The organism is Bacteroides fragilis NCTC 9343, from assembly GCF_000025985.1.
Lineage (GTDB): Bacteria > Bacteroidota > Bacteroidia > Bacteroidales > Bacteroidaceae > Bacteroides > Bacteroides fragilis.
This window is the reverse complement of the sequence record NC_003228.3, coordinates 1,953,565-1,978,469: the sequence shown is the minus strand read 5'-3', so window position 1 is coordinate 1,978,469 and position 24,905 is coordinate 1,953,565. Positions and strand designations below refer to the sequence as shown.

Sequence of the window (24,905 nt, the reverse complement as noted above, 5' to 3'; positions counted from 1 at the left end):
TATAAATCATGCAATTATTAAAAAAAAGAATCCTACAGGACGGAAAATGTTATGAGGGGGGAATTCTCAAAGTAGACAGTTTCATCAACCACCAGATGGACCCAGTGCTAATGAAGTCAATTGGCGTAGAATTCGTACGTCTCTTTGCAGGGACAAACGTCAATAAGATCATGACCATTGAAGCCAGCGGAATAGCTCCGGCCATAATGACGGGATATTTAATGGACTTGCCAGTCGTTTTTGCCAAAAAAAAATCGCCCAGAACAATTCAGAATGCGCTAAGTACCACAGTACACTCTTTCACCAAAGACCGTGATTATGAAGTAGTCATCAGTTCCGACTTCCTCACTCCGAAAGACAACGTATTATTCGTCGATGATTTTTTAGCTTATGGAAACGCCGCTTTAGGTGTCATTGATTTGATCAAACAGTCCGGTGCAAATCTGGTTGGAATGGGATTCATCATTGAAAAAGCATTTCAAAATGGGCGTAAAACACTTGAAGAAAGAGGAGTAAGAGTAGAGTCTCTTGCCATCATCGAAGATTTATCCAATTGCCGGATTACAATAAAAGATTAACTATCCAAAGAAACCTTTGTATTTTCTCTAAACAGATCATACAAAGGTTTTTTCACTTATCAATACGCTTATTACTATTGGGCGGCCGCCTCATGTGAAATACTCACATTGGGATTTAAATACTGTCCTTTACGTTTAGTCCTCCTTCCGTACTGCACAGCATGCTTCGGACAAACATGATAGCAAGCCAGGCAGGATGTACAATCCATTCCCCACACAGGCCTCCACCCTATCATCACCACGTTCCCAACCGGACATATCCTTTCACAACGTTTACACCCGATACAATCATCAGTGGCGTAAAATGGTTTTGCCGAGGTCATAAAACGATTAAAGAGCGGATTGAGTACTTTGGTTTTAAACCATGGAAAACTTCCCTCATTACAATGAAAACCTATTTTCTTTCCGGTTATCGAATCATTAATCTCTTCTACCCTGCCAACTGCTTCATCCAACTTCTTTTTCTCCAGTTCCTTCTTATCCACATCAAATCCGGGAAGCAAAACATAATTATTAGGCATAGCCACTGAAAAACCGGCATTACACTCCATTCCTTTACGAGACAATGCCCGGCGAAAGAGTTCTTCCGTCAGCCCTGTATCATCTCCGCAGGAACAGACAAAAAAGACGTATTGAGAATGATAATTAGATAAAGTAATCCAATCCAAGAACCGCAATACGCTCAACGGAGGTCCCCATGAATAAACAGGGAAAACAAAACCTACTTTTTCATCATCCGCCAACACAAACTCTTCTATTCCGTCTCTGATGGCATTCGGCATAAAAACAAGCACTTCGTTTTGTGCCTTAGCGATCTGCTCCGCAATCCATTTAGAATTTCCAGTTCCTGAAAAATAGAATATCATAACTATAATGTATATGTATTAAAGAAAACAGCATAAAAAAAGGACGGTAGTCTTTAGATGATTACCGCCCTCTTCCTTTTATTTAAAAAGCCGCACCGATGATGTGATGAAACTCCGAATGACATGATTTGAGTGCCCGTCCTCTTTGTAATCCACCGACTATAAAGTTATCCCGAAGGATGTGGCCCGCCATTGAGAAGCGAAGCTTGTCTCGGTTTTCAGTTTAATTGATGAGTTTCCCGATCCAATCAATGCGGCTAATATTTTACTACAACAAATATAGATAGTTTTTGTGAGATAAACAAGGAAAAGCGAAATTTTGTTTCTTTCTTAGACTATTTTTTGAAATGTAAACTTAGTCTTTAAGACGAAAAATGCCGGATACATTATTGTACCCGGCATTTTCTAAATCTTAAAACTGTTGAAACTTAAGCAACTTTAGCCTTAGCAACCACAGCCTTGAAAGCCTCCGGATGGTTAACAGCTAAGTCAGCCAAAACCTTACGGTTAATTTCAATACCGGCTTTGTGCAGACCACCCATCAGTTTAGAATATGACATTCCTTCCAGACGTGCAGCAGCGTTGATACGCTGTATCCAAAGAGCACGGAAGTTTCTCTTCTTGTTTCTACGGTCACGGAACGCATAAGTCAAACCCTTTTCCCAAGTGTTTTTAGCTACGGTCCATACATTTTTTCTTGCACCAAAGTAACCTCTGGTCAATTTCAAAATTTTCTTTCTTCTTGCTTTTGAAGCAACATGATTTACTGATCTTGGCATAGTTTTCTCTTTTTTGAATGTTAGCGCCGTTACTTCACGTAACGAACTTAAAGCTAAAGCATTCGGTTAATAACTTTAATAATACTTTGTACGCTTTTGATTACTTCATAGCTAAGAGTTCCTTAACCTGGCTTACATTTGTTGTATCAACAGTTGTAGAGTAGCACAGGTTTCTTTTTCTTTTCTTAGACTTTTTAGTCAAAATGTGACTGTGAAAAGCGTGCTTTCTTTTGATTTTACCTGTTCCGGTAAGGGCAAACCTTTTTTTAGAACCGGAGTTAGTCTTCATCTTTGGCATCTTAATTGTTTTTAAATTATTAAATGATATGGCAACGCACTATACCTGCGCGTTACGCATTTTTCTTACTCTTCATTATCTCCAGCCGGTTTTTCAGCTTTTACTGCAGCCGGAGTAGCTGGTTTGGGAGTTGCAGGCTTTTTCGTTGCACTTTCTTTCTTTTTCGGAGAAAGTTGAATGGTCATACGTTTGCCTTCCAACACCGGCAACTGGTCTACTTTTGCATAATCTTCCAGATCATTGGCAAAGCGTAACAAAAGCACCTCACCCTGTTCTTTAAAAAGAATGGAACGACCTTTAAAGAAAACATAAGCTTTCACCTTGTCACCATCTTCCAAAAATCCTTTGGCATGTTTCAACTTAAAGTTATAGTCATGGTCATCTGTTTGCGGACCAAAACGTATCTCTTTTACATTTACTTTTACCTGCTTAGCCTTTTGTTCTTTTTGACGCTTCTTTAACTGATACAGAAACTTAGAGTAGTCAATAATACGACAAACAGGTGGTTGGGCATTGGGAGAAATCTCCACGAGATCCAGTTCTTTTTCTTCAGCCAATTTTAAAGCCTGAAAAATGGGATATACTTTAGGTTCTACATCATCACCTACAATGCGGACTTCTTTCGCACGGATCTGTTCATTGATCCGGTATTGCGATTTCATGCTGTCATTCTTCATTAAATAACGTTTACTTCCAGTTTGTTTTTTATTGTCTACCAAATTTAATTATGTATTAAAGTAAAAGCTGTCTTTAGAACATTACCAAAATGCTGTGCTTTTACAATTGGGCGCAAAGTTACCATTTATTTATCATATTCTGAACTTCTTCGTTCAAAATTTCACCAAATTCTTCAAATTTCATGGTTCCTTTGTCCCCTTCGCCCTGTCGACGAACAGAAACTTCCCCATTTTCGGCTTCTTTCTCACCGACAATCAGCATATACGGAATACGTTTCATCTCATTGTCGCGTATCTTACGCCCGATTTTTTCATTACGATCATCTACAATAGCACGAATTTCCTTCATCTTCAGATAAGTTTTCACTTTCTCTGCATATTCGTTGAATTTTTCACTAATCGGGAGAATAACTACCTGTTCCGGAGTCAACCACAACGGGAATTTACCGGCAGTATGCTCAATCAATACAGCGACAAAGCGTTCCATAGATCCAAACGGAGCACGGTGAATCATTACCGGACGGTGTTTCTGATTATCCGATCCCATATATTCCAGTTCGAAGCGCTCCGGCAAATTATAGTCAACCTGGATAGTACCTAACTGCCAGCGGCGACCGATGGCATCTTTCACCATAAAATCCAATTTAGGGCCATAGAAAGCAGCTTCACCATATTCTATCTTTGCCTTCAATCCTTTTTCCTCACATGCTTCAATAATGGCCTGCTCGGCTTTTTCCCAGTTTTCATCACTACCGATATATTTTTCACGATTCACTTTATCGCGTAAAGAAATCTGTGCTTCGAAGTTATCGAAATCCATAGAACGGAACACAATCGAAATAATGTCCATTACACGGAGGAATTCTCCCTTCACCTGATCCGGACGACAGAAAATATGTGCATCATCCTGAGTAAAACTACGCACACGAGTCAACCCGTGAAGCTCACCACTCTGCTCGTACCGACAAACAGTTCCGAATTCGGCAATACGTAAAGGCAAATCCTTATACGAACGCGGGAAATTCTTATAAATTTCACAATGATGAGGACAGTTCATCGGCTTCAGGAAGTATTCTTCACCCTCTTCCGGTGTATGAATGGGCTGGAATGCATCTTTACCGTATTTCGCATAATGTCCCGAAGTCACATACAGCAGCTTGTTACCGATAGGCGGAGTAATCACCTCCTGATAGTCATAACGAGTCTGTATACGGCGCAAGAAGTCCTGTAAGCGCAAACGCAAAGCAGTACCTTTCGGCAACCACATAGGCAATCCTTTACCCACCGTATCAGAGAACATGAACAACTGCATCTCCTTACCAATTTTACGATGGTCGCGTTTTTTAGCTTCTTCCATTAAAGCCAGATACTCATCCAGCATCTTCTTTTTCGGGAAAGTGATACCATATATACGGGTCAGCATCTTACGATCTTCATGGCCACGCCAGTAAGCTCCTGCCACAGAAGTCAGCTTTATCGCCTTAATAGGAGCAGTTGTCATCAAGTGAGGACCACGGCAAAGATCCGTAAAATCACCTTGTGTATATGTAGTTATATGTCCGTCTTCCAATTCGGAAATCAGCTCACATTTATATGTTTCTCCACGGTCGCCAAACATCTTTAAAGCATCGCCTTTTGCAATATCCCGACGCACGACAGCCTCTTTCTTTGCAACCAACTCAGCCATCTTCGCTTCAATAGCAGGCAGATCAGCCTCTTTGATGACCGCCTCTCCCGGATCAACATCATAGTAGAAACCGTTTTCAATAGCCGGACCGATACCAAACTGAATGCCCGGATACAGTTCCTGTAAAGCTTCAGCCAACAAGTGGGCACTCGTGTGCCAGAAAGCATGCTTTCCCTGTTCATCTTCCCACTTATAGAGTACTACCGAAGCATCTTCATTGATGGGACGTCCTAAATCATAAATCTCACCGTTCACTCCGCACGCCAGTACGTCTTGCGCCAAACGCGAACTGATACTTTCTGCAATTTGCAGTCCGTTTACTCCTTCGTTATACTCACGAACAGAGCCATCAGGAAATGTTATTTTTATCATAATGTTATGTTATATTTTTCGTTATTGCACGCAAAAATAAGGATTTCTTTTTGAGTTTACTATTTTTTGTCTAAAAAATGTTATTCCGGCACCTCTGTAAATCGTTTCAGAATATTATATGCTGAAACAATACCTAACTCTCCGGCCTTACTTAAGTCAGCTATTCCGTTTTTATTGTTACCCAAGAAAATATGTGTCAATCCACGATTAAAATAAGCTTCCGCAAACTCCTTGTTCAATTCAATAGCTTTATCATAGTCGGCAATCGCCGCACGATAATCTTTCAGCATAGCCAACACATTTGCCCGATTATAATAAGCATAAACAAAATCAGGAGCCAAAGTGATCACATGATCCAAGTCACTTTTCACAATGTCGTAATCCAATGCACTGACTTCCGATTTTTGCGGAGCGGAAATACCCGGCAATGTGGCCGGTGTTGCCGAAGCGGCATTAGCTTCTTCCGCTTTTTGATATTCCAATTGCTTGCAACGCACCAAAGAACGCATAAAATAAGCGGGGAAGAAACTGTCATCCAATAAAATGGCTTGAGTCAAGTCCTCAATAGAGCTGGCAAAGTCCTGCACCAGATAAAAGTCGAGAGCACGAGAAAACCGTGTGCGCGCATCTTTGGGATTTTCAACAATAGCCGATGTATGTGTATCGATCAGTGCAAAATGGAACTTTACCTGTTCTTCGGTAAGTGGCGATTCCATATTAGTGATATACAGACGTTTGGGTAAAACACCGGCACGATTTAAATCATCAATGTATTTATAATAATGCACGGCCCGCTTCACATCACTCATCTTTTCGTAGTAAGTGAGAGCGTACATCGGTTCCATTTTAATATTCACATTACGATCCTGTACCCGGCCCCGAATGTCACTCTTATATTTTTGTTCCACCTCAGAATTATCTGCAATAACGATTTTCCGATAATTATTCATATCCTTATCAGACTTTTTACGAGTTTTATTCTCGTCTTTGTTATTACCGTTTTTATTGTCTGCCACCGATTTATCAGCATTGCTTACGCCATTCTGTTTATCGAGTTGCGCTTTCATAACTTTAAATTCATCCATTTCAGCACCTTTGCGGTCGCCAATCTTTCTCCGTGCCTCGGCACGCTGATAATACCCTGCCAGGAAGTTTGGATATACATCGATCACTTTTGTATAATCCTTGATGGCGCCCCGGTAGTCACCTGTCTGGGCACGAAGCAATCCGCGATTAAATGTAGCCATCATATTGTCCGGTTCAATCTGAAGTACAAAATCAAAGTCCTCGATAGCACGGTTGTCGTCCCCTACCTGCGCCCGGAGCAAGCCCCGGTTATAGTGTCCGATAAAGTTGTTCGGATCAATATCGAGAGCCAGGTCATAGTCACTCATAGCACCGCGCAGATTGTTCTGGTGGAAGCGTGCCAAAGCACGGTTAATATAGTTTCCGGCATTTTTAGCATTCAAATGTGTCGCGTGATTTAAATCCGATTCAGCCTCGGCATACTTCCCTTGCTGCAACCTGACGATGGCCCGGGAAGCCCAGGCATCAGGATCATATTTATCCATCTCAATGGCCGTATTAAAGTCATTCAGGGCACGCAACGTATCCTGCTGTTTCAAAGCGACTTCTCCACGCATCAAATAAGCCCTTGTATACTTCGGAGCGACTGCAAGCAATTTGCCTAAATCATCTTCAGCAGCTTTGTAATCCTCTTTTTGTATATGGCATAAGGTCAGATTGTGCCAAAGAGTAATATTCTCCGGATCAAAGTGGAGCGCTTTTTTATAATCCTCAATTGCACCATCGTATTTATTCTGCTTAATTCTTGCCAACCCACGAATCTGATAAGCCCCCACTACAAAAGGATTTCTGTCGATAGCCGCATCGCAGTCGGCTTCAGCCCCCTGGTAATCATCCAGATTGATTTTGGCAAGTCCCCTGAAAAAATAGGGTTCATACAAATAGGGTTTCGCATTAATCACCTGATTAAAATACTGAATGGAAAGGACATAGTCCTCAAAGTATAACGCGTTTCGGGCAATCATCATCACCCTGTCTGTGTTTATCTGAGCATATGCAAATGTAGGAAACAACAATAATGCTGCTAATATCTTTTTAATCATCGGCTTTTGATTACTTTTTAAGTAGAGCAAAAGTAATGCTTTTCATCTATTAAACCGGTATTACGGGCAACTTTTTATATTTTTTGATTTTTTTATAAGTCCGTTTGATAAAAAAAATTCAGTACCTCCCAACCCTCCTTAACATGAATTAACGACCTATTCCTTATTTAATTACGATTATTACGTACGTTTGTAACATAGACATAAATTGAGAAACGAATCAGATCATACGAAGATGGAAAACACTGAATAAAAAAGACTAATTGCGAATTATACCTTTTATACACCTAATTATAATCAACATGAGACAAAAATCACTTCTTTTACTGCTACCCTTTCTGCTACTATCTTGCGGAGGAAAAAAGAACAGCGGACAGTTGTCTGACACCGCAGTCCAAATCGTTAAACCCGAATTTCCACAAATTGTACCTTTTGAAACAGGCATCGAAACAGAACAAGAGATACTATTGAGTGAGATTGCCGATTCGATTCGGTACATCCCGTTGGAAACGAACAATAAATGCCTGATAAGAGGGTTAAAGGGAAGCAATATCATCCGGACAAAAGAATATTTCTTCCTACCATGGATCGATAAATTATTTCAGTACACAAAAGATGGTAAATTCATACGGACACTGGGGCGCAAAGGCGGCGGACCGGGTGAGTTTAACTGGATCATGCAGATCGATGTGGATGAAAAAAAAGGATTGGTCTACATGTTAACAACTACGGGGAAAATCAATATCTATTCTATGGAAACAGGTAAATTCATCCGTGCAATGAAAGTTCCTAATATAGAAGTAAGTGAGTTTGCGATGTTACGTGTTCAGGATACAATTGCTGCAACATTCATGCGCAATAATAACGGAAAACGTAAAGAACGTATTTACCTTTCTAATCTGAAAGGTGACACATTGAAAATTTTCAATCGTTGGGACCTATTTGACTTAAATAGTAAATATCGCTGGATGATCAGCAGTGACATAGATCGTTATATGTTCCATTACAAAAGCCATACCTGTTATAAAGAATATTATAACGATACTCTATTTACTATTACCCAAGAAACTTTGGAGCCTCGATATATATTCCAAATGGGTAAGTACTCTTTACCGATAGAGTGCAGATTTGAATATCTGAACGGCGATGGGAAGCGCTTTCAGGAAGTAGCTGCTCCTTACATCCAATACAATACCATAGAGACTGACTCTTACATATTCATGCCTTACTCTAATTGGGCAGGAGAGAAAGAGCAAGAAAGACAAATGGCTATTTACGATAAAAAGGCCAAAAACTGTTTTAAAGTATCCACAGGCCATATAAAGAATGACTTAACTCCAGGTTTGCCATTACGCCCGATAACAGCACTTGACAGCCATACGCTATTATATGTATGGGAAGCTCCTGAACTTCTTGAAAAGGCTGAAAAAACTCCTTCCATCCTCCAAATCGAACCATTAAAAGGATTGAATGAAGACGATAACCCGGTAATGATGATAGTATATTTAAAACAACCATAACACTTCCGAGCAGGACAGATACTCAGGATATTTCCTAAAAAAGTAACGGGTAAAATTGATCGATACGATCAACTTTACCCGTTACTTTTATTTCAAAGAGTCAGGCATATCACTTCACCTGCTTCATTTTATAAGAACTGCGTGCTTTACCTTTCAGCATCGTGTTCAATTTTCCTTTTATCATTTGCTTACGCAGAGGAGAGATATGGTCTATGAACATTTTTCCATCCAAATGGTCAAACTCGTGTTGCATAACCCGTGCCAGAAATCCTTCTACCACCTCATTATGTTCTACAAAATTCTCATCCATATATCTTACGTGTATCTTGCTGCCTCTCTTCACAGACTCGTGAATACCCGGCAAACTGAGACAACCTTCCTCCATAGATACTTCCTCACCCTCTACCACATCAATATGGGCATTTATATAAGCCTTGCGAAAATCTTTATATTCGGGATAATCCTCAGAAAGCACATCCAGATTAATAACAACGACACGAATAGGCAAACCGATCTGAGGAGCGGCAAGTCCTACCCCGTCAGCATGATCCATCGTTTCAAACATATTTTCAATCAGTTCCTTCAGATTCGGATAGTCCACAGTTATATCTTCCGCTACCTGTCTGAGAACCGGTTGACCATATACATAAATAGGTAAAATCATATCTTAAAATTATTCTTTTTAATTATTCTCTCTTTTTACAAACGCTTAGTTTCCAAATAAGATTGCAAAATAATAGTTGCACTAATCTCATCAACCAATGCCTTGTTTTGCCTGTCTTTTTTCTTCAGTCCGGCTTCAAGCATCGTGCGATGTGCGAGGACAGAAGTGAAACGTTCATCTACATACTCCACAGGCATATCGGGCAAACGTTTTTTTAGCGAACGCACAAAAGGCTCTATATTCTTCATATTCTCAGAGACCTCATTATTCATCTGCTTGGGCAGACCTATAATAATACGTTCCACCGATTCCTGTTTCACATAATTAGTAATGAAATCCAGAAGCTCGTGTGTAGGCACAGTTGTCAAACCGTTAGCGATGATCTGCATCGTATCACTCACAGCTATCCCTGTACGTTTCCGTCCGTAATCTATTGCTACTATTCTACTCATATTTGGATTGCAAAAATACGATTAAAATTTGGATTATCGCCTATTTAAGCAACAAAAAGGGTATCCGTTGTTCGGATACCCTTTCTAAAATTTATCGGACTATCGTCCTTATAAAGTTGTATTATTCCAGAATCACAACGCGGTTCAGGAAGTTCTTGCCAAACATATTGGCAGTACCACCGAAGCCGACGAGTTCAAGCTGATCCTTGCTTACACCTTCTTTGATAAGTGCATCATAAACAGCCTGTGCACGAGCTTCAGACAGTTTCTGGTTCCACTTAGCGCTACCGGTAGCCTTATCTGCATAACCTGCCACCTTGTATTTCTTATCCGGATTAGCCTTCAAGATCTTGGCAGCCAGCTGTATGTTAACCATACCATAATCATCGATCTTAGATTTACCAATCTGGAAGAAGATAGCACGAGGTCCGGCTACTTCGATTTCCTTCACCACTTCTTTGGTTACAGGTTTCACGTTAGCCAGTGCGTTCTTAGCATCAGCCAGATCAGACTGAGCTTTAGCCAACTCGCTTCTGTAACGATTCAACTCTTCGTTGATAGCGTTCTGATCTACCTGAGAGCCACAAGAAACAAATCTCTTGCCACCGAAAGTGTAAGTCACACCAGCAGTCAGAGAAACAGCACCATCGGTATGGGCAGAGCTGATATTACCAAACGGAGACGGAGAAACTTCTCCTCTTGCTTCAATGTTGATATCCAAGTATTTGTTGATATTGAACTGTCCAGCCAAACCAACAGAACCGTTAATCAACGCATTTACTTTATCCTGATCGCCATAAGCTTTGGCAAATGTCAAACCGGGACCTGCAAAAACAGAAACGGTGAACAAACGATCCGGGTTGTAACCGCCAATAGCATTGGACAAGTTAAACATACCGTCTGCACGCATAGTGAAGTAATGTTTATTCTTGCTCTTAATATAAGTATCGGCAGGCTGTCCATAGTTAGAATACAAAGTAGTCCATGCACCGGCTACCTGACCACGGATACCCCAAACCGGATTGAACAGTTTACCAACTGACACATTGATCAGCGGAGTTATGGCTTTACCAAAGCCATAATCAAAGTTGTCCGGGTTTACACAACCCTGAGCGCCAACACCTACACTCACAAAGATATTGTCCTTGAAGCTTTCGCTGTAGAACGTCTCTTTAGTCTGAGCAGTAGCTGCAGTAGCACCGGCCAACAATAAAGATAATATTACTAATTTACTTTTCATTGTTTTTTGTTTTTAAATATTTTCAACTCTTTTAGTTTCTTATTTGCTCCGACCCACTCGCTTACTTCAAATAGATTTTATAAGTAAGTCCGCCGGTAAAATACTTCATTCTTTGCAATTCTACCTGCGCATGCAAATGGTTGAAAAGCAAATAGGTAGCACCAAACGCAAAGTCTTTCGCATCATATTCCGCGATTACTGTCAGATCGGGGGCAAAAGATGGAGCGTAAGTAAGACCTCCGGCTAATCCATTCAAGTGGTAATCCACTCTTCGATTGTACAGATATGACAGATGTACACCTATCTTCTCCTTTCCAATTGGGATATGCTTGGTGGCTGCGACATAAAAACGGCAGAAATAGCCATTACCATCAGCAGAACCTACTTGGCCATCGCCAGACTCGGTATAGGGATCCGAAGTTCCCACTACAACAGCCGGCATGTACTTCCACAATTGTCCTTCTTTCAAAACTCGCAAACGGGCAGAAAAATACCTGTCCTGATTCGTAAACTTCTTCTTTCCGACCTTCCAATCAATCCCTATCGTCTGCGACTGAAACAACGTACATGTATAAGCTATTTCCAGCCAGGGAAAGATAGTTACGTTCAAAAAGTAATTATACGTATGGTAATCCCATGTAGGAGGAGTTATCTCCTTATTTAAAAAATTTCCACCGATCATTACCGTCTTATCCCGTTGCATCTCTGCTGACGGGGCATGAAGCAGACCGGTAGTTCCGTACGTCAACTGAGCCGAAAGTGCCAAATGACAGCAAAGGAACAAGCCTATAAGAAATATCTTTTTCATCATTATCTGCAATTTCTATACTTTCGGTTCAACTCGTACTTTTCAATTCTCAACAATTACTTTACTCTGATTAGTCGTTAGATCCACCACCGGCATTCGGGTTGAAACCGTGAGAATCATGAGAATCATGAGAATCGTGGCTGTAATAGTTAGGATAGATCATTACGCTCTTCTGATAAGAAACGATACCTTCATAATATTTGCCAGAGATCAAGAATGTCAGTTTCTTAGAAACCAATTGTCCTTTAATTGTATAACCCAAGATGCTATAACCATTCAATACACTAATCCGAGTATAACCGATCTTCTGAACAAACCCTGCATTCATGTTCAGAGCCTTAGCAGCGTTTGATAAGAATGCTTTCTGAATATCAGCTGCAACAGCACCATCAGCTCTTGTTACAGGAGCAGCAACTTCTTTTACATCACCTGTTAGTTCACAACCTTCATTATAGAAATAAGGAACCATAGCCGGAGCATCCTGAATAGGATTCGTAAATTTCACCGGAGTAATAGCAAGAATAGAACCATCAGCAAGAACTTCAGGAGTAGTTTCACCAACTTTCATTCCTCCTGCCATTTCAAGAGTCTCATCCAATGCTTTTTTCTCTTCGGGTGTAGCTGTAGTACCAGCAAGCATATCGGTTACAGTTGATTCAGAAGGTTTAGCTACTTCTACCGCCTTGTCCGCAACCTTAGTTGCTTCTCCTTCATTGATGTCAGTCTCAGGATCTGTCGGAGGAACTACCGGAGGAATAACTGCGGCTTCAACTGAAACCAATGCAACATTAACAGTAGCAACACTTGTCTGACCATCACTTACCTGATTCAGATAAACTTGTCTTTTAACAGGATAGTATCCGTCTGCTGAAACGACTAAAGCATAACCTTCTGCCTTGTAATTAACTTGCTCGTTAAAAGAGCTAGTGACAGATTTATCACCCAATGTAACTTTAGCAGTAGTCAATTCCTGGCCTGTAGTCGCATCAGTAATCGTACCAGCAATATAATACTTTGCTTCAGCTGGTTTTGTTGCTTGATCAACTTCTGCTTTCTCATAGCAGCTTGTAAACAGTGTACCGCAAACTGCCAAAACGGCTAACGCTAACTTAGCGCCATTACCGAAAAATTTACTTTTCATTTTCATCTCAATAAAATTAAAAATTTAATAATTCTGATTTTATAAAATATGGATTAAAACTATTATTTTCCATCACGTTATCACTTGCCTGAGGACTATATCCTTTACCATATATACGCTCATTACCCGCATTATATTGGAATCCGAAATTATTGGGTATCACTCTTGGGATATAACCTTTTCTCTTATATTTATACGGAGGCAATGCTATCTGGAACAAGAAGCCGCCATTCAGCCCTTTGTTACCCGCATGTTGCACCTTCATTCCATAAAAGCCAATAGAAGCGTATCGAAAATGACGAATCATATCAAAACGTGCACCATACTCTCCTTCTAAATATCTTTCCCCCTTTAAACTAAACTGCGTATTATACTTTGGCCAATAGAAATTCGCCCCAATAGAACCTGTCAAGGTCCATTTGGTTCCATGATAAAAAGCCCAATCTTCAAAGTATCCTCTTCCGGTATATCCGATACGCGCATCTACCGAAAAGCGCTCATCTTTAAAGAAGTGCTTTGCTTTCAAATCTCCTCCCCAACGAAATTTATTAAAAAAACCGACCGAAGCAGTCAGGAATGTACGCTGTGGTAAACGTACTGTCTGCGACAAAGTCACAAAACCTGGACGGATTTGCTTATACCTTTGTCCATAATCATTATAGATAGGAAAAATTACTTGTCCAGTCAGTTTCATTCCTTTCCACAAAGAAACTTCTATGGCAGGAGAAACATTAACCACTATTTCATAGACCTTAGATAAAATATAGTTTCTAAACAACAACTCCGGATACACCACTATATCTACTTTAAACAAAGAGCTATTTTGCTTCTTAATCCGTCTCGCTTGTTTCCATCCTTCTCCCAAATCATAACTTACACTCCAATCAGCCCGACTGACTTCAGCAATACTATCTCCTTTCATCGGCTGATAATAGAGGGATATCTGAGGAACATTATTGTCTAAAACTATTAACCTACATGGCTTATTTTCGGGTAAACCCATCTTCTGGATCAAATCAACCGCTTTACCTATTCCAACTCCCTCAAGGCGATAGGCTGAGTTTTGTATCACAAAAACCCGTTCTTCAGTATCTTCTGTCCACCCTACATTTTCAAATCCCATCTTAACAAGTGCGTCAACAGTGGCCTCTCCTGTTTGACAAATCCCCTTCAAAGGAAGTAAACAGAATAATATGAGTGAAATTCTGCGCAAAGTAGTGCCAATTGTTATGTTTTTCCTCATGTAAGGGCCTTTGTGATTCATTTGTTTGCTTTATAACTTAAGCATCTAAATTTATGGATGCAAAATATGGTGCAAAAATAGACACAATTTTAATAATACCAAAGAATTTTACATGTTTTTTCGCACATTTGTATCAGTTTTTTTTCATCCAAATACCTGTTTGCTTAAAAATGGACCAGAAAACCCACTTGTAATCTTAAATAATATCCACCTCCTATTTTAGAATCACTAATAGAGAGAGTTATAAGGCTAACAAATTAATAAAATCAAATCGTATTATATAGTAAGATCAAATTTTCAATAGTATATCTACTATATTACAAATTTACTAAATTCCGGTAAAATCAGGCAGTAGCTAATCTAACCAAATATATATTTATTAACCACCCAAATAAAAAATAGATAAAAAACATCAATACATATAATAATGTATTTCTTATATATAATAACACAAAGATTGAAATTATTGCATTAACAATGTTAATCATCCAAAGAGATAATCATATTTCTCGATTTACGAAGTTAACTTGATACATCTACGAAGTTAATATCCTGCATTTACAAAGTTAACTTTAACACAGGTTTAAAGTTAACTTTGTAAATGCAGGATATTAATATATAGAACGTTCATTTTCAACACATTACAAAACGAAAATTCTTTTGTAGCATTTTCTTAGCCTCTTGTATCTTTTTGAGATTCGTTTTTTAGCAACTATCTAACCTTGCTATACATCATCCTCTCAAGTTATATCCGGAATTAAATCGATAGCCTTCTCTTTACTTTCATCCACTATCTTGGCATAAATCTGAGTTGTTTGAATATTGGTATGTCCCAAGAGTTTAGATACCGTATAAAGATCGGCACCGAGAGTAATCATCATTGTGGCATGGGTATGTCGTGCCGAATGAAAAGTAATATGCTTTTGAATACCGGCTTTAGCAGCCCATTTGGGTAATATTTCATTGGTTCTTCCTAAACTGATAAGACCTTTGAACACTTTCTCTGTATCAGGTACTTTTCCGCGGACAGGAAGTTGTTTCAAAGCCTCCTTGCTCAGAGGAAGAGAGAGGATTTCCTGAGTTTTCTGTTGCGTCATATGCAGCTCCATTTTACCGACTTTTCCCTTTTTCAGATTTCCCCATGTAAGTGCCACTATATCACTATGTCTCAGTCCACAAAAACAACTGAATAGAAAAGCCTTTTTTAAAGTCGCATTATGAAAATCTGTTTGTGACAATATTTTCAATTCATCAATAGTCAGAAATGCCCGTTCAGTCCTTCTCCGCTTAGGCTTTTCCTCATTTTTTATCTTATCCATTGGATTTGAAGTTATAATTTCATCAATTACAGCACTATTCAGGCAATGATGAAAAACCTTATAATAATGAACTTGAGTATTGGCACTTATATTCTTCACACTTTTACAGTGTTTCTGAGTTGCCGTCTTCAAGTATTCAACAAAGCCAAGTATATACTTTTTATCTACCTGTCTGAGTCTGATACCCATCTTATCATAATGCTGAAGATGGTATATCAGTGTATACATAGACACTTTCCTTGAAGTTTTTTCTATATCCTTGTCTGCCAAATACTTGATATAATCTATCAGCATTATATCTTTCTTTTCCTGTTGATGGTTAAAGCCGTATACTCCATTCTGTAATTCTATAATCCTTTGTGCCTTCACTGCACTGGCCAGTTTCATGGTGCTCTGATTTAAATCTTTATCCGTCCGTGTATGCTCGGGTATTATATATAGCTTTAAAAATTCATATCGTCTTCTTCCATCCATATAAATATCTAAATATATAGACTCACAACCGTTCGACAGACGTTTAGTCCTGATCCTGACCGGTTCTTTAATCCTTACTTCTTTTTTCATATTATTTGTTTGTATGTTTTTAGTTATAAATATAGACATTATTCTGTTATAAGTAACAAACAGGTAACAAAAGTCCATGAAAAAAGATTTCTAATAAAAAGCGATCAGACAAAAACCGGTTTTCAAAATCCACTATAATTCTGATAACCAAAATATTATAAATAAAACAAAGATTCTTTATGAATCTTAATTAAAGTAGCAGCTCAGTAACAGAGATACTTCCATATAGAAGCAACCAGCCAAAGTCCTAATAGAACCGAAAAATCTACTAAAACATCAATCCAATGTATATCAATACATTAGGAAACGAAGTAAGTGATGTGATATTCTACAAATCAAACTACTGATTACCCGAAAGAAAGCCATGCCGTATTATCGTTTTGAATAACAATGTGCCGCAAATATCTCTTTATTATCAGCCATCTTTCAAAGATAGTACAGTAAATATTAGCAGACAAGACTGGGAAGTTAGTTATAATCTGGGAAATAGCTGGAACAAAGTAAAAAGGAATAAAAAAGCAAATAGCTCTTTGTATAAAGTAGATATCACAATATATCCGGAATTATCACTAAAAAACTTGGTAATCACACAGATTTATCAAGTGCTTTTCAATTTATCACCCGCCATAGAAGTCTCTTTCTGGAAAGGGATGAAATTCACGGCTCAAATGGTGATTCCGGTATATAATGACGGATATGCCAGCAGATACGATAAACTACATCCGGGTTTCCTTGAACTATCGCAAACAGTCCGTCTGCCCTATAATTTTTGGGCAACATTGGCTATCGGTAGCTTTAATAATAGCCGATATGGCATCGACTTCAACCTGATCCACCACTTTAAAGATGAACGTTTCAGTATAGAAGGCCGCATCGGGTATACCGGTACAGGATATTGGGAAGGTTTTACTATGCATTATGGAACAAAGATGCGGGCTACATGGTCATTGGGAGGAAGCTTTTATTGGCCACGCTATAATGTAGAATTAAATGCAAGAGTTGAACAATATCTATTAAAGGAGAAAGCAGTTAGAGTAGAAGCAATCCGGCATTTTCGCTATGCTTCCATTGGATTCTATGCAATGAAAGCCAAAGACGTGAAAGCCAATGGAGGATTCCGTTTCCAAATAGCTTTACCCCCTTACCGATATAAACGCAAAGGATATATTCCTCGGATCACTCCTTCCAATAATATGGGAATGTCTTATAATGCGGGAAATGAACAATATTACTATAAGACTTATCGCTCAGCACCTGACGATAACATAATGAAGAACAATAGTTTTAATCCATATTTTATAAAATCTGAATTATTAAATTTTTAATTTTATTGAGATGAAAATGAAAAGTAAACTTTTCGGTAATGGCGCTAAGTTAGCGCTAACCCTGTTGGCAATGTGCGGTATGTTCGCAAGTTGCTACGAAAAAGACGAGATTGATGTTCCCAAAGTGACCGACCCTACAGCTACGACGTACCAAGTAGCAGGTATTGTTACAGATGCTGAAAGCAATGCTGTAATGGACGGTGTCACAGTAACCAATGTCACAAACTCAAAGTCAATGACTACCGCAGCAGACGGTAAGTATGTTCTGGAAGCTAAAGTGGGAGAAACCAACGTAGTAACTTTTGCAAAGAGCGGTTATAAAACAGTGACAAGCTCGGTATTCGTTACTAAACAGGAAAACGGTTCTATCGTAGCCTATACCATCGACGCTAAAATGGAAAAAGGCAAAGAAACAAAACCGACAAAAGATGTAGAATATCAAATTGAAGGTTCTGTATTTGATGCGGAAAGCGGTGAGCCTGTAGCTATCAAAACCGCAACTATGCCAGGCATATTGACAGCAACCATTCAGAATGGTAACGAATTCACTATGTCCAATGTAGGTCTGGGTCAGCACACTATATATATCACTGCTGACGGATACAAACCGGCTACTGCCGACGTTGTGATCAGTGAAGTAGCCGGGCCGGAAGGTGAAGGTATTTTCATTGCAAAAACTTCGGTAACTGTTGCTATGCAGAAAAAAGAAGTAGAGGTTGCCCCTAAATACTATTTGGCAGGAAATATCTACAATCAGGATGGTGGCATGGTTACTAAGGCTGAAGTAACACTGAACATGTCAGGATACGAAGTAACAACTACTGCTTCCAACGGTTTCTACAAATTCGAGATTCCTGCCGACAAAGTAAAAGGTCTGACTAAAGCAACTGTAACAATCCGTCATAACAGCTATAAGATCTATGTATATACTGCATTTATAGCACCGGTAGACAATGGCCAAGTATCTAACACCACAGTCAATGTAACTCTGATACTGAAACCGGATACAGAAAAACCGAATGATGACGATAATGTATTTATCGGTGGCAATGTAGAGATTGAAGTTCCAACAGAGAATGCTGTTGAAGCCGCACCGGAAAAAGCAGAAGGTGAAAAAGTTCCAAGTAAATCTGCTGTAGAAGAATCAATTAACAAGGTTTTGGAAGCTGCTGGATCGGACATCAAGATTACTCCGGCACAAGCAGAACAGGTGGTTAACACTATGGAAAAATATGTAGCCAACGGTACTTTGACAGAAATCGATAAGGTAGCAGTTCTTCCGATCGAGAAAGAAACGACCTTCAAACTGGAATCTAAAGTAATTGATACTAATAATGATAAAGAAGAAACCGTTATTGACGAAATCGTTCTTCCGGCTAACACTATAATCATTTTTACAAGTGGCGTAGCAAGCACCCTGAACATCAGCCGTACTGACGAAGGTAAAGAAGGTGCTTCTGTCCGTGAATACGACGGTACTCCAACCGGAACTATTTTCGTAACTCCGATGGAAGTGAAATTTACTCCTGCAGTTGTCGTAGCGCAAGGAGAAACTCCTGAAGTTGCATTGGCTACTCTTTACTTCAATGAAAAGACTAATACTTGGGAAGCTGAAGAAAACTATGCTACTTACCAGAACGGAGTATTTGTTGGCAATGTTCACCACTTCTCTAAATTCAAATTCGGTTTCGAAGAAGCCGACAGCAAAGCTACGGCTGAAGCAGCCTTGGATTCTATGAAATTCGACAAAGCATGCTACACTGAAGGTGAAACTGCCAAAGTAAAAATGGAAATCAACTGGAAGGGTGGTATCAAGTGCGAAGGTGGTGCTTCTGTAGAAGAAATTATCAAGAAAGCACATTCCACACTAACTACAACTACTATCAAGATGGTCAGCGCAGCTTTGGAAGAAGCTATCAAAGACGATAATGCCAATGTTACTCCGGGAGCTGCATTTACAGACAAAAAGTTCACATATGAACTTGAAGTACCAGCTTATACTCAGTTGACAGGATTCGACGTAACAAGAAACGTTATCAAGACTACCTATGTATTGCCGTTTGCTGTTTACAATAAAGCAACGAAAGCAATCGAAAAGAAAACAGCTGAAGTTACAATCAGCAAGATTTCTTCAGTAGTTGTTAGAACGATTGAAGCGATCGGTCATGGACATGGTCATGGTCACGGCGATGACCTGAATGCCGGTGGTGGTATTATCATCTCTGAATAACCGAGAGAATAAAATGTAGTAATTGAAATCATTGAACCGAAAGCGTAGAGAATGTATACAGTAAATTTAAAACGAATCTTCATAGTATCGCTATTTATAGCTATACCCTTTATGCTTTCGGCTCAATTGACCTACGGTACTACAGGATTGCTGCATGCTCCCTCGGCAGAAATGCAGAAGGACAAAACAGTCATGCTGGGTGCAAACTTTATGAATAAGGAGATAACTCCTCCAACGTGGTACTACCACACGTACAATTACTACCTGAATGTAACCATTTTACCTTGGATGGAAGTAGCATATACCTGTACTTTATTTAAGGCGGAAGCTCTTGGATTAAAACCTTATGGTTACTCAGGCTTTACGAATCAGGACCGGTATTTTTCTCTCAGATTACGGGCACTGAAAGAAGGGCAATTCTGGAAATACATGCCCGCTGTTGTAGTAGGCACTTCCGATCCTTTTACCTCGTCCGGCAATGGAGTTGTGGCTCCGACGGAAGGTAACGGATACTTCAGTCGTTTCTACATCGCAGCCACCAGGCATGTCCAATTAGGAAGAGAGACAGTGGGAGTACACCTCTCCTATCTTTATAACAAAAGGATAGAGTACAAACTGAATGGGATCGCGGCAGGTATCAGTTATAACCCGTCTTTCCATCCGCAATTGAGATTAATTGCCGAATATGATTCGAAAGATTTTGCGTTAGGTGCCACCTATTTGCTTTTCAACCATTTGCATGCACAAGTGGAACTCCAAAGAATGAAATATTTCACAGGTGGATTGACTTTCCAGTTCCGCTTGTCCGGAAAAGATGGAATGAAAAAGCAAAAACGAAACAAAGAGTTAAAACAAAAAATGAAATAACATGAAAAGTAAAATAGCAATATTGTCTTTACTGTTGACAGGCGCAGCCGTCTCAGCCTCAGCGCAGACAAAAGAGCATTATTATAGCGAAAAAGCTAAAGATAATATCTTTATCAGCGTGGGTGTAGGAGCACAGGGATGTGTCAACCCCGACAACTTTGATTATGGCTTTGGACATGCCATAACTCCACTGATACACGCATCAGTCGGTAAACTGTTCGACCCTATTTGGGGGATCCGTGGCCAGGTAGCAGGATGTTGGAGTACATTATACTCCGAATATGGAATGCCGGAAGGCGAATACAATAAGATGAAGAATAAAAAATACTTCACTCTACGTGCCGACGGATTGTTCAACTTGTCAAACGCTATCGGAGGCTATAATCCCGATCGCTTGTTCACTGTATCCGTATTCGCAGGTCCGGGACTTACGTTTGCCAAGGCCTATGGCAATCAAGATAAACTGAATGCGCTGATTAATGGTTCTGTCGGTTTGATGGGACAATTCAACATCAACAAATATTTGGATATCAATGTAGAAGCAAGAGGTGAAGTCTCTCCTTCTCTCTTCGGACATTATAGTTCTGCCCGTACTGACGGTGCTGTTTCTCTGACAGCAGGTGTGACTTACACATTCGGTGGCAAGAGATTCGTGTCTTGCGGTGCACAGGTAGACCAAAACGCTATCAACGAAGAGCTGAATCGTTACAGAAGTGAACTGTCAAAGGCGCAATCGGACTTAGCCGATGCCAAAAACGCGCTGGCTAACGTAAAACCTGTAACGAAAGAAGTGGTGAAAGAAATCGAAGTAGCCGGCCCTCGCGCAGTCTTCTTCCAGATTGGTAAATCCAAGATCGACGACTATGGTATGGTTAACATCCAACTGGCCGCTAAGATCTTGAAAGCCAACCCGGATAAGAAATACAAAATAGCCGGTTATGCAGATAAGGCTACAGGTAGTGCCAAGTGGAACCAGAAACTGTCTGAGGCCCGTGCTCAAGCCGTTTATGACGCTCTTATCAAAGAAGGCGTAAGCAAAGATCAACTGGAACTCATCGGTTTTGGTGGAACAGCCAACATGTTTGGCAAGAACTTCCTGAACCGTGTTGTAATTTTAGAATAATAGGGTTTCGATTCCCAATAGGGCGGGAAAGTTTTTGGCTCTATACTTTAAAGAGTGCGTCGCTGAGACGCACTCTTTTTTACTCTTCCGCCATCACTGTTATACGTTCTTTCTGAATTTGAAAGAAGAAAATTATCCCCCCCAATTTATCCATCATTTGTTTTTATTATAAAAAGTAGAGATTGTAAATCTATATCCGGTATATAAACCTTAAAGCGATAACATGGACAATCGGACAGAGCAATATTCACTTCGGGAACTATTAGAAAGCATCACAGAAAATATTAAAACCAAGCGCCTGGCTGACGTTTTTCGTTTCATTTCATTCCATCCCGGTGAGATGTATGGATCACATCAGCATTTACGTATCGAAATAAACTATGTGAAAAAGGGAAGCTGCATTCTCCATCCGGATCATGAGAGTATCACTTTTCGTGAAGGAGAAATTATGATTATCACTTCGGACATCAGTCATCTGTTTGAAGCCGGAGCAGATGGTACGACCTTGATGCAATTGGAATTCCTACCCGAAATCTTTTCCCATTTCAGCTTAAATGCCACAGTCGATTCGAACGGCTCTGCCCTGCTATGGACAAATCGATTTAAGATTAAAATAGAATAAGTCGACATAACAGTAGTTATAGTAGTTATTGATACACTGCACAGACAGGCAAAACCGCAGCAGCCAGATTCGGATTTATAGAAAAGTATATTAAACTCTTAATTCCTAAGGCTGAAAGTCCGGTTGCCACATAAAGCTACCATAACTACTGTTAGCTTGAACTCAACTTAAAACCTGTTTAAATTTTACCCGGAAAGAGACCAGAAAGAAACTCTAAACGGGTCAATAAACCCATATAAAATTTAATCTAGAAAAATTTAAGCAGGGACTTAATAGATCAGTTTTACATTGTCAATGTAGAGCGAATTTCCCGGTGAACCGATATAAGCACCACCATGACTGGATGTAAACTGAAGTATCATATGCGTCGGCACATCATCAGCTTCCCCCCACGCCACTTCATGAATCGGCACACTTTCGCCCTTACTGTTTACCGTAAAATATTCAGAGGCCTGAAGTCGCATCATGTGTGCTTTATACGCCGGATCTTTCGTGATATCACCATACATGATATCGTATTTTGAACCATTTTTCCAATCAGTCGAATGATAGTAATAGTTCACCATTGTCCCGATGCGTTTAGCATACACATTGCCTTTGGCATCTTCCCAACGTTTCTGTAGCAATAAAATAACAGCCGGAAAATCCTTACCCGGCACATCCGTTATCTTACTGAATCCCGTTGCACGTATACGGTTTTCACGATCGGACATTTTCACTTTATAGTCGAACTGAATAGCCGACGGACGGTCAGTGAACGGTATTCCCATCTGCAACATCTTATTCGGATTCTTGGTACTCTTAATCGGTTCATGAACCGTTCCCAAAAACATAGATCCGGCAGCAAGTACGGTGATATCTACAATACCAAGTACTTTTACACTCTCCATACGAGTATCCAGACGGGCACAGAAACCGTCTCCTCTGGTTTCGGGAAATACCGAAGTATTGGTTTTGGTAATACCCGACACACGTGCCATTACGTTAGAAGTTCCCCAGGGTGAACCACCTTTATTTGCATAAGGCTTCGCACCCACAATGGTTTCGGTAGGGCCAATGGCATATACTTTTTTGGTATTTCCGCCAATAATGCCCGACTCTTTTATTTCACGCGTCACCCATTGATCCATATTCCCAAAAGGGAGTATCTCTACTTTCTGCTGCGCTACAGCAGAAGCTGAACACAAAGTTAGCAGACTTGCCACCCACAGGCGATATGTCTTCTGAATCATTTTTCCTCCTTTTTTTATAAACTATAATCCCATTGTTTCAGTGCAAAGTCCCAATGATCTTGCACTAACTGCACAGTACGGTCATCGTACTTATATTTGTTCTTTTTATATCCTTTTTTACCTCCCACATATTTCTCTATCGAGCCGCGCGCTTCGGCAAATCCCGGAATATCCAAAGCATGATAAATATTCTCAGTCATTCCCATAGCGTCTGCCTCAAAGTCTTCAAACTTCACCTCCATCAGGTTTCCTTCAGGAATGAATTGCTTATCGGCCTCGTATTTATGATACAATTTGGCATAAATAGAGAGTATATTGTTCTCCAACTCAGCCGGAGTGATATCCTGCAGCTTCAAGGGTTGAATCGTATTAGTAAAGAAACTACGGGTAGACTCAAATACAGTATACGGATTACGCATCAGATAAATAAATTTCGCATTGGGGAACATTTTTACCAATTCCTTCACGCGTCCCGTGTGAGGGGGATTCTTGCTAAGAAACTGAGTACCCTGCGTATTCCACAAAGAGATCTTAATCAATTTGGTAAAAGTCTCCTCAAAAACCTTCAATTCCGCTTCACTGATAGTATCGAAAAGCAAGTATTTATCTGCATATTCCTGCTGATATCTTGGCAAGAACCAGAAATTATAGTAGGTATAAGGCATCATGTTGGCAAGGGCAAACTCTTCCTCCTGCGGCAAATCGACAGCCAGCTCCATATTATCCGTTGGCCGCTTATCCGGCATCAGCCAACTCATGTTCTTTTTAAAGAATGGCTGTCCCCACATCATTAAATGCGGAAATACAGTCTGATAAGTGGTGTTATAGCCAAAATGTGAATCGCACGAAAAAACATTGTGTACAAAAGTAGTTCCGCTACGCCAGTGACCAAGGATAAAGACCGGATCGTGTTCCAACGGCTTATTTGCCAGCAGCTTCTCATAACGTTTATCCTGAAGTGGAGCCAAAGTAGACAGTAAGCGACAAACTGCCTTTGTCAGACGATATTTACCTGTATAAGCCGCATCGATCTCCCTTCCTCCGGTAATAGCTTTAAATGTCCGCCAGTCTGCCCCTACTAAAGTATTTATCGGAAGTTTGTTAAATTCAAGTAATCCCATAATAATGTGTTCATTGTTAATGTGCCGACAAACTGCATGCAGCAGGCA

21 protein-coding genes and 1 pseudogene are annotated in these 24,905 nt (G+C 39.9%); 7 read left to right on the top strand and 15 right to left on the bottom strand.

The annotated features are described in order from the left end of the window. Window positions 1-8: 8 nt before the first annotated feature. Window positions 9-578: a xanthine phosphoribosyltransferase gene (gene xpt / locus BF9343_RS07845; RefSeq protein WP_005786581.1), complete on the top strand. Its 570-nt coding sequence runs from the start codon at window positions 9-11 to the stop codon at window positions 576-578. Window positions 579-652: 74 nt separating this feature from the next. On the opposite strand, the gene BF9343_RS07840 is transcribed toward xpt, so the two are convergent. From BF9343_RS07840 to BF9343_RS07815, 6 genes are all read right to left on the bottom strand, one after another. Next, window positions 653-1,444 (bottom strand): EFR1 family ferrodoxin, encoded by a 792-nt coding sequence (locus BF9343_RS07840; protein WP_005795042.1) that lies wholly within the window; start codon window positions 1,442-1,444, stop codon window positions 653-655. A gap of 428 nt (window positions 1,445-1,872) precedes the next feature. Then, window positions 1,873-2,223: a 50S ribosomal protein L20 gene (gene rplT / locus BF9343_RS07835; protein WP_005786577.1), complete on the bottom strand. Its 351-nt coding sequence runs from the start codon at window positions 2,221-2,223 to the stop codon at window positions 1,873-1,875. Window positions 2,224-2,323: 100 nt separating this feature from the next. After that, window positions 2,324-2,521 carry a 50S ribosomal protein L35 gene (gene rpmI / locus BF9343_RS07830; protein ID WP_005786574.1) on the bottom strand — a complete coding sequence of 66 codons (198 nt, stop codon included), beginning with the start codon at window positions 2,519-2,521 and terminating at the stop codon, window positions 2,324-2,326. Between the two features lie 65 nt (window positions 2,522-2,586). After that, window positions 2,587-3,198, bottom strand: coding sequence for a translation initiation factor IF-3 (gene infC, locus BF9343_RS07825; RefSeq protein WP_008768315.1), 612 nt, complete (start codon window positions 3,196-3,198; stop codon window positions 2,587-2,589). A 118-nt stretch (window positions 3,199-3,316) separates the two neighbouring features. Next, window positions 3,317-5,257 (bottom strand): threonine--tRNA ligase, encoded by a 1,941-nt coding sequence (gene thrS, locus BF9343_RS07820; protein WP_005786570.1) that lies wholly within the window; start codon window positions 5,255-5,257, stop codon window positions 3,317-3,319. Window positions 5,258-5,337: 80 nt separating this feature from the next. Beyond that, window positions 5,338-7,386 (bottom strand): tetratricopeptide repeat protein, encoded by a 2,049-nt coding sequence (locus BF9343_RS07815; RefSeq protein ID WP_005786569.1) that lies wholly within the window; start codon window positions 7,384-7,386, stop codon window positions 5,338-5,340. A 302-nt stretch (window positions 7,387-7,688) separates the two neighbouring features. On the opposite strand from BF9343_RS07815, the gene BF9343_RS07810 reads away from it, so the two are divergent. After that, window positions 7,689-8,906 carry a 6-bladed beta-propeller gene (locus BF9343_RS07810; protein ID WP_005786567.1) on the top strand — a complete coding sequence of 406 codons (1,218 nt, stop codon included), beginning with the start codon at window positions 7,689-7,691 and terminating at the stop codon, window positions 8,904-8,906. 109 nt (window positions 8,907-9,015) lie between these two features. On the opposite strand, the gene def is transcribed toward BF9343_RS07810, so the two are convergent. The 7 genes from def to BF9343_RS07775 all read right to left on the bottom strand — a co-directional run bounded on the left by def (window position 9,016) and on the right by BF9343_RS07775 (window position 16,337). After that, the gene (gene def / locus BF9343_RS07805; protein ID WP_005786565.1) at window positions 9,016-9,570 is read right to left on the bottom strand and encodes a peptide deformylase; all 555 of its coding nucleotides are present in this window, start codon (window positions 9,568-9,570) and stop codon (window positions 9,016-9,018) included. 35 nt (window positions 9,571-9,605) lie between these two features. Beyond that, complete coding sequence (gene ruvX / locus BF9343_RS07800; protein ID WP_005786562.1) at window positions 9,606-10,022, bottom strand: Holliday junction resolvase RuvX; 417 nt, start codon at window positions 10,020-10,022, stop codon at window positions 9,606-9,608. 121 nt (window positions 10,023-10,143) lie between these two features. Beyond that, on the bottom strand, window positions 10,144-11,262 hold the full coding sequence (locus tag BF9343_RS07795) for an OmpA family protein (RefSeq protein ID WP_005786560.1): 1,119 nt from the start codon (window positions 11,260-11,262) through the stop codon (window positions 10,144-10,146). Window positions 11,263-11,323: 61 nt separating this feature from the next. Continuing rightward, a complete protein-coding gene (locus BF9343_RS07790; protein ID WP_005799579.1) occupies window positions 11,324-12,073 on the bottom strand; it encodes a YjbH domain-containing protein in 750 nt (249 codons plus the stop codon). A 67-nt stretch (window positions 12,074-12,140) separates the two neighbouring features. Next, window positions 12,141-13,217, bottom strand: a complete 1,077-nt coding sequence (locus BF9343_RS07785) for a DUF3869 domain-containing protein (RefSeq protein ID WP_005786556.1) — start codon at window positions 13,215-13,217, stop codon at window positions 12,141-12,143. A gap of 10 nt (window positions 13,218-13,227) precedes the next feature. Then, entirely contained in the window at window positions 13,228-14,475 is a 1,248-nt protein-coding gene (locus BF9343_RS07780; RefSeq protein WP_005786554.1) for a hypothetical protein, read from the bottom strand. 719 nt (window positions 14,476-15,194) lie between these two features. Next, on the bottom strand, window positions 15,195-16,337 hold the full coding sequence (locus BF9343_RS07775) for a site-specific integrase (protein WP_005786550.1): 1,143 nt from the start codon (window positions 16,335-16,337) through the stop codon (window positions 15,195-15,197). 371 nt (window positions 16,338-16,708) lie between these two features. Here BF9343_RS07775 and BF9343_RS07770 point away from each other — a divergent pair, with 371 nt between their 5' ends. The 5 genes and pseudogenes from BF9343_RS07770 to BF9343_RS07750 all read left to right on the top strand — a co-directional run. Next, window positions 16,709-17,662, top strand: a complete 954-nt coding sequence (locus BF9343_RS07770) for a hypothetical protein (protein ID WP_224223221.1) — start codon at window positions 16,709-16,711, stop codon at window positions 17,660-17,662. A 10-nt stretch (window positions 17,663-17,672) separates the two neighbouring features. Beyond that, window positions 17,673-19,892: a carboxypeptidase regulatory-like domain-containing protein gene (locus tag BF9343_RS07765; protein WP_005795055.1), complete on the top strand. Its 2,220-nt coding sequence runs from the start codon at window positions 17,673-17,675 to the stop codon at window positions 19,890-19,892. 51 nt (window positions 19,893-19,943) lie between these two features. Further along, the gene (locus BF9343_RS07760; protein ID WP_005795056.1) at window positions 19,944-20,759 is read left to right on the top strand and encodes a YjbH domain-containing protein; all 816 of its coding nucleotides are present in this window, start codon (window positions 19,944-19,946) and stop codon (window positions 20,757-20,759) included. Window position 20,760: 1 nt separating this feature from the next. Further along, window positions 20,761-21,882, top strand: a complete 1,122-nt coding sequence (locus BF9343_RS07755) for an OmpA family protein (RefSeq protein WP_032575208.1) — start codon at window positions 20,761-20,763, stop codon at window positions 21,880-21,882. 223 nt (window positions 21,883-22,105) lie between these two features. Next, window positions 22,106-22,468 (top strand): annotated as a pseudogene (locus BF9343_RS07750) (cupin domain-containing protein); the annotation flags it as partial. Between the two features lie 305 nt (window positions 22,469-22,773). Here the strand turns inward: BF9343_RS07750 and BF9343_RS07745 are convergent. Together BF9343_RS07745 and BF9343_RS07740 are read right to left on the bottom strand one after the other, a co-directional pair. Next, complete coding sequence (locus BF9343_RS07745) at window positions 22,774-23,736, bottom strand: PCMD domain-containing protein (protein WP_005786539.1); 963 nt, start codon at window positions 23,734-23,736, stop codon at window positions 22,774-22,776. A 14-nt stretch (window positions 23,737-23,750) separates the two neighbouring features. After that, window positions 23,751-24,857 carry a sulfotransferase family protein gene (locus BF9343_RS07740; protein ID WP_005795060.1) on the bottom strand — a complete coding sequence of 369 codons (1,107 nt, stop codon included), beginning with the start codon at window positions 24,855-24,857 and terminating at the stop codon, window positions 23,751-23,753. Window positions 24,858-24,905: the final 48 nt, after the last annotated feature.